This window comes from Protofrankia sp. CiP1_Cm_nod3 (assembly GCF_982290655.1).
Map to the genome: position 1 here is coordinate 26,973 of NZ_CEVIVD010000028.1, position 7,308 is coordinate 34,280.

Sequence of the window (7,308 nt, forward strand, 5' to 3'; positions counted from 1 at the left end):
GTTCCGGAATCCGTCCCGGAATCGATCGCATGATCGAATCATGAGTGTGGGGGAGCAAGCAGTCGCCATGGCAGCCGTTTCCGCGTTCGAAGGTTTTCTCGGAACCCTTTCCACGTGATCTGGATCATTTCATTGCCTTGGGGCGGAGAATCGTTACGGAGGCCGCCCGGAAAGTTCTGCACAACCCTCTTGTTTTCCTGAGTTCCTGATCAGAACAGGATGTGCGCGCATCTGATCGGTGATCTTGGACATGTCGGATGGATCTTCGATCGCGTGGATCGGCGGCCTGGCGGACCGGGTCCGTCGGTGCGATTTCCCGAATTTGTGAAGGTGATACACATGACCGAGGAACAGCGGCTGCTGGACTACCTGAAGCGGGTCACGGCCCAGTTGCACGAGGTCCGGTCGCGGTTGCGCGCGGTGGAGGAGGCGGCAGCCGAGCCGGTGGCGATCGTGGGGATGGCGTGTCGTTTCCCGGGGGGTGTGTCGTCGCCGGAGGAGCTGTGGGAGCTGGTGGCGCGTGGTGGTGACGCCGTTTCGGGTTTCCCGGTGGACCGGGGGTGGGATGTGGACGCGCTCTACGATCCCGATCGGGGGGTGCCGGGGAAGACGTATGTGCGGGAGGGTGGTTTCCTGCACGACGCGGCCGATTTCGACGCGGGATTCTTCGGGATATCACCCCGGGAGGCGCTCGCGATCGACCCGCAGCAGCGGCTGCTGCTGGAGAGCGCCTGGGAGGTCTTCGAGCGGGCCGGCATCGACCCGGTGACGCTGCGGGGCAGCCACACCGGCGTGTTCGCCGGCGTCATGTACCACGACTACGCCGCCGGGCTGCGGGAAGTACCCGAGGAGGTGGAGGGCTACCTGAAGCTGGGCACCCTCGCCGCGGTCATGTCCGGCCGGATCTCCTACCTGCTGGGCTTCCACGGCCCGACGGTCACGGTGGACACGGCGTGCTCGTCGTCGCTGGTGGCGCTGCACCTGGCCTGCCAGGCGCTGCGGCGCAACGAGTGCTCGCTGGCGCTGGCCGGCGGCGCCACGGTGATGTACGCCCCGGGCACCTTCACCGATTTCAGCCGGCAGGGCGCGCTCGCCCCGGACGGCCGCTGCAAGCCCTTCGCCGCCCAGGCCGACGGTTTCGGCGCCGGTGAGGGGGTGGGGATGCTGCTGTTGGAGCGGCTGTCGGACGCGCGGCGTAACGGGCATCCGGTGCTGGCGGTGGTGCGGGGGTCGGCGGTGAACTCCGACGGCGCCAGCAGCGGGCTGACGGCGCCGAACGGGCCGGCGCAGCAGCGGCTGATCCGGCAGGCGCTCGCCGACGCGCAGGTGGCGGCGGACGAGGTGGACGTGGTGGAGGCGCACGGTACGGGGACGAAGCTGGGGGACCCGATCGAGGCGCAGGCGCTGCTGGCGACCTACGGCCAGGGCCGGCCGGCGGACCGTCCGCTGTGGCTGGGATCGGTGAAGTCCAACCTCGGGCACACCCAGGCCGCCGCCGGCGTCGCCGGTGTGATCAAAATGGTGCTGGCGATGCGGCACGGGGTGCTGCCGCCCACCCTGCACGTCGACCAGCCGTCCCCGCACGTGGACTGGTCGTCCGGGGCGGTGCGGCTGCTGACCGAGGCGGTTTCCTGGCCGCAGCCGGCCGGGCGGCCCCGGCGGGCCGCGGTCTCCTCCTTCGCCGTCAGCGGCACCATCTCCCACGCGGTCCTGGAGCAGGCCCCGCCCGGTGACGACCGGGCCCGCCCCGACGGGCAGCCGGCCCTCGGCGCGTCCCCGGGCAGCGGCACGCCCGGCGACACCGGCCACCCGGGGGACACCAGCGCGCTCACGGGCACCAGCACGCCCGGAGAGGTCAGGGAGGTCCCGGCCGCCGGGAACATCACGAATACCGTGGACGCCCCGGACGCCGGGCAGGCCGGGCAGGCCGCGGGTACCGGGCAGGCCGGGAGCGCAAACGGAGATATCGGAGATATCGGGGACGCCGGCACGCCGCCGGTGGCGTCGGCTCCCGCGGTGCTGCCGTTCGTGCTGTCGGCGCGGTCGGCCGGTGCCCTGCGTGACCAGGCTCTGCGGCTGGCCGCCCACCTCGACGCCCGTCCCGGCCCCGGCCCGGCCGCCGTGGCGTGGTCGCTGGCCACGGCCCGGTCGCGCTTCGAGCACCGGGCCGTGGTACTGGCGGCGGACCGTCCCCGCCTGGCCGCCGGTCTCACCGCGCTGGCCCGTGGCGAGGTGGCCGACCACGTTGTCCAGGGCATCGCCGGTGGCGACCGGAGGATCGCCTTCGTCTTTCCCGGCCAGGGCTCCCAGTGGGCCGGGATGGCCGCGCCGCTGCTGGGCTCCTCCCCGGTGTTCGCCGAGCGGATGGCGGCGTGCGCCGCCGCCCTGGCCGGGCACGTCGACTTCTCACCCGTCGATGTGCTACGCGGCGAGCCAGGCGCGCCCGGCCTGGACCGGGTCGACGTGGTGCAGCCCGTCCTGTTCGCGGTGATGGTCTCCCTGGCCGCGCTCTGGCGGTCCTACGGCGTCCGGCCGCACGCCGTCGTCGGGCACAGCCAGGGCGAGATCGCCGCTGCCTGCGTGGCCGGCGCGCTGTCGCTGCCCGACGCCGCCAGGATCGTGGCGCTGCGCAGCAGGGCGCTGCTCGCGCTCGCCGGCCGGGGCACGATGGCCTCGGTGTCGCTGCCGTCCACCGAACTGGACGAACGCCTGGCCGCATGGGACGGGCGCATCTCGGTAGCCGCCAGGAACAGCCCGCGTTCGGCGGTCGTCTCCGGTGACCCCGATGCGGTGCGGGAACTGCTCGCCCGGTGCGAGGCGGAGGGGACGTGGGCCCGGGAGATCCCGGTCGACTACGCCTCGCACTCGGTGGCCGTCGAGGGGATCCGGCAGCGGCTGCTCACCGAGCTGGCCGGGGTCACCCCCCGCGCCGGCGACATCCCCTTCTGCTCGGCCGTGACCGGGGACCTGCTCGACACCGGCGCGCTCGACGCCGGCTACTGGTACCGCAACCTGCGCGACACCGTCCACTTCGAGCAGGCGACGCGGACGCTGCTGCGGCACGGCTACGACATCCTCATCGAGATCAGTCCGCATCCGGTGCTGACCATCGCCCTGGAGGAGACCGCGCGGGAAACCGGCCACGACGCCGTCGTGCTGTCCTCGCTGCGGCGCGGCGAGGGCGGGGCCGAACGCCTGCTGGCGTCGGTGTCGGAGGCACATGTCCACGGGGCGCCGCTGGACTGGCCCGCCGTTCTCGGCGGCGGCGTACCGGCCGATCCGGTGGACCTGCCCACCTATGCCTTCCAGCGGCAGCGGTACTGGCTGCGTCCCGCCCCGGCGTCCGCACCGGTCGCGTCGGCGGCGTCCGCACCGGTCGTGCCGTCGTTCTCGCCGCGCATTCCGGCGCCGTCACCTCCGGTGGACGCCCCGAAAGGCGCAGGCGGCAGCGACGCCGGTGGCAACGGCGCGGGAAGCACCGGCACGGACGGCGGCACGACCGCCGGGGAGGACGGCGTCCCGCCGCTGGCACGGCGGCTGGCCGGGCTGACAACGGCCGATCAGGACCGTCTCCTGCTGGGGCTGGTGCGCGCCGAGGCCGCGAGCATCCTGCGTTATCCGCGGCCGGACCTGCTGGAGGTGGGCCGGGCCTTCCGCGACCTCGGTTTCGACTCGTTGACCGCGGTGCAGATGCGCAACCGGCTGGGCGCGCTGACCGGGCTGCGCCTACCCCCCACCGTGGTGTTCGACCATCCCACTCCGGTCGCGCTCGCCCGGCTGCTGCGCGCCGAACTGCTCCGCGGTGAGCCGGCGCCGGACGGCAACCGCCGTGGCGGCGGCCATGGCAAGCCGGCGCCGGACGGCCAGGGCGGCGGCCGTGGGGCCAGCCGAGGCGACGGTGGCGGGCGGGTCGGCGGGCCGTCGCCGGCCATGGCCGAGCTGGACCGGCTGGAGGCCGCCATCGCGGTGGTGCCGGCGGGCACGGACGAGCTCGGCAGGATACGCACGAGGCTGTCCGCGCTGCTGCGGCACTGCGCACCGGCCACCGCTACCCCCATCACCGCTACCCCCATCACCGCGGCCTCCGCCACCGAGTCCTCCGCCACTGGGCCTTCCGTCGCTACGGCGTCCGTTGCCGGAGCCACTGCTGTCGGGGCGGCCGCTGTTGGCGACCGGTTCGACCACGCCACGGACGAGGAGCTTTTCGCGTTCATCGACGACGACCCCGGCGTCTACTGATCGTGCCGTGTCGGCGGCCGGAATCGTCGACGTCCGAAATCGCCGTGCTGAAATCCGGAATCATCATGAGAAAGTGACATGTGATGGCTGCTGAAGAGGAACTTCGGGTCTACCTGAAGCGGGTCGTGGCTCAGTTGCACGAGGTCCGGTCGCGGTTGCGCGCGGTGGAGGAGACGGCGGCCGAGCCGGTGGCGATCGTGGGGATGGCGTGTCGTTTCCCGGGGGGTGTGTCGTCGCCGGAGGGTTTGTGGGAGCTGGTGGCGCGTGGTGGTGACGCCGTTTCGGGTTTCCCGGTGGACCGGGGGTGGGATGTGGACGCGCTCTACGATCCCGATCGGGGGGTGCCGGGGAAGACGTATGTGCGGGAGGGTGGTTTCCTGCACGACGCGGCCGATTTCGACGCGGAATTCTTCGGGATATCGCGGCGGGAGGCGCTCGCGATGGATCCGCAGCAGCGGCTGCTGCTGGAGAGCGCGTGGGAGGTCTTCGAGCGGGCCGGTATCGACCCGCTGGCGCTGCGGGAGAGCCGGACCGGGGTGTTCATCGGCGCGACCGGCTCCGACTACGGCCCGACCCATCTCGACGCGCCGGACAACATCGGCCCCTACCTGCTGGCCGGGACGGCGCTCTCCGTGCTGTCCGGCCGGATCTCCTACACCATGGGATTCCACGGCCCCTCGTTCACGGTGGACACGGCGTGCTCGTCGTCGCTGGTGGCGCTGCACCTGGCCGGCCAGGCGCTGCGACGCAACGAGTGCTCGCTGGCACTGGCCGGCGGCGTGACCGTGGTGACCAATCTCGACCCGTTCGTCTCGTTCAGCCGGATGCGCGGGCTGGCCTCCAACGCCCGGTGCAAGCCGTTCGCGGCCGGCGCGGACGGCACGTCGTGGGGCGAAGGGGTGGGGATGCTGCTGCTGGAGCGGCTGTCGGACGCGCGCCGTAACGGCCATCCGGTGCTGGCGCTGGTCCGTGGATCGGCGGTGAACTCCGACGGCGCCAGCAACGGGCTGACGGCGCCGAACGGGCCGGCGCAGCAGCGGCTGATCCGGCAGGCGCTCGCGGACGCCCGGCTGTCCGCGGACGAGGTGGACGTGGTGGAGGCGCACGGTACGGGGACGAAGCTGGGGGACCCGATCGAGGCGCAGGCGCTGCTGGCGACCTACGGGCACGACCGGCCGGCGGGCCGTCCGCTGTGGCTGGGGTCGATCAAGTCGAACATCGGCCACACGGCCGCCGCCGCCGGCGTCGCCGGTGTGATCAAGATGGTGCTGGCGATGCGGCACGGGGTGCTCCCGTCCACGCTGCACGTCGACCGGCCGACCCCGCACGTGGACTGGTCGTCCGGGGCGGTGCGGCTGCTGACCGAGCCGGTCCCCTGGCCGGAGACGGGCGGGCGGCCCCGGCGGGCCGCGGTCTCCTCCTTCGGGATCAGTGGTACCAACGGGCACGCCATCCTCGAACAGCCGTCCCCGGCCGACGGCCCCGCCTCAGCGCCGCCCCCCACCGGCACCATCCACACCGGGGCCGTTGCCACCAGTACCGGGGCCGCCGGCACCGTCCCCACCGGGGCGATCCACGTCGGCGGGCTCCAGGCCGGGGTTCTTTCCGCCGGGGCTGTCGCCTGCGTGCTGTCGGCGCGTGGTGAGCCCGCGTTGCGGGCACAGGCGGGCCGGCTGGCCGATCATCTGCGGGCCGATCCGACGCTGGACGCCCACACCGTCGCCGCATCCCTCGCCACGACCCGGGCGCACCTGGAGCACCGCGCGGCCGTCGTCACCGCGGACCGCGACGACCTGCTGCGCACACTGGACGCCGCGGCCGCCGGGAGCGACGCGCCGGGCCTGCTGCGGGGGAGCGCGTCCACGCCGGGCAAGACGGCCTTCCTCTTCACCGGCCTGGACGACGTTGGCCGCCTGGCCGGCCCGAGTAATCCGGGCGGCCTGAGCGGTTCCGGCCACCCGGAGGCCCTGACCGGCCTGGGCAGTTCGGATGACTCGGGCGGCTCAGACGCTCTGGACGGCTCCAGCGGCCAGGATGGCTCGGGCGGTTCCAACGGCTGGGATGGTCGGCTGCTCGGGACGGGCCGGCAGCTTCACCGGACGTTCCCGGTGTTCGCCGAGGCGCTGGACGCGGTGTGGGCCGAGCTGGAGCACCATCTCGCCCGGTATCCCGGCCAGCGTCCCGACCGGCCGCTACGCGACGTGGTGTTCGCAGCCGAGGACTCCGCGTCCGCCGCCCTGCTCGCGCGGCCCGTGTTCGCCCGGGCCGCGCTGTTCGCCCTGGATGTGGCGCTGTTCCGGCTGCTAGAGCACTGGGGAATCCGGCCGGACGTCATCACCGGCGACGCCTGCGGCGGGCTGGTGGCGGCCCATGTGGCGGGCGTGCTCTCCCTGTCCGACGCCGCTACGCTGCTGGCCGCGCCGGGCCGGCTGCCGCGACGGCATCCCCGCGACAGCGACGGTGACGGCGCTGGCGACGGCGCGACGGCGGCGGCCGGCCCTGTCCCCGACGAGTTCCGCGGGATCGTCGACAAGCTGGCCTTCAGCTCCCCGACGGTCCCGATCCTCTCCGCCCGGACCGGCCGGTTCGTCACCGAGGAGGCCGGCACACCGGAATACTGGGCGCGGCAGCTCCACGACACCGGACTTTTCCAGGACGCGGTGCTTTCCCAGGACAGCGTTCCTTGCCGCGACACGGTGCCTTTCCGCGACGTGGTGACCGCGCTGGTGGCCGACCAGGTGACCGTGTTCGTGGAACTGGGCCCCCAGCCGGTGCTGTCGACGGCGGCCCCGGACCGTCCCATTCCCTCGGCCCCGGTCCCCAGGACGTCTCCGGCCTCGACACCGGTTCCGACACCGGTGATCGTCTCCGTTCTGGACGGGCGGCGCCCCGAGACCGATATGGCGATGACCGCCCTGGCACACCTGCATGTGCACGGGGTGACCCCACACTGGCCGGCGGTTTTCGAGCCGTGGCGGGCCCGGTGGGTCGACCTCCCCACCTACCCCTTCCAACGGCAGCGGTACTGGCTGAACAGCTCCCACAACCCCAGCAGCCACGAGCAGGCCG

The 7,308-nt window shown here is 73.1% G+C and carries 2 protein-coding genes; both read left to right on the forward strand.

Annotated elements, in window-relative coordinates; translation table 11 throughout:
- Positions 1 to 339 precede the first annotated feature (339 nt).
- Positions 340 to 4,239 carry a type I polyketide synthase gene (locus AC5LUJ_RS08195; protein WP_493464732.1) on the forward strand — a complete coding sequence of 1,300 codons (3,900 nt, stop codon included), beginning with the start codon at positions 340 to 342 and terminating at the stop codon, positions 4,237 to 4,239.
- Positions 4,240 to 4,322: 83 nt separating this feature from the next.
- On the forward strand, positions 4,323 to 7,308 hold a 2,986-nt coding region (locus tag AC5LUJ_RS08200; RefSeq protein WP_493464733.1), incomplete at its 3' end, for a type I polyketide synthase.

Coding starts and splice junctions, on each gene's coding strand:
- AC5LUJ_RS08195 (WP_493464732.1), top strand. CDS start 340: ATGACCGAGGAACAGCGGCTGCTGGACTACCTGAAGCGGGTCACGGCC.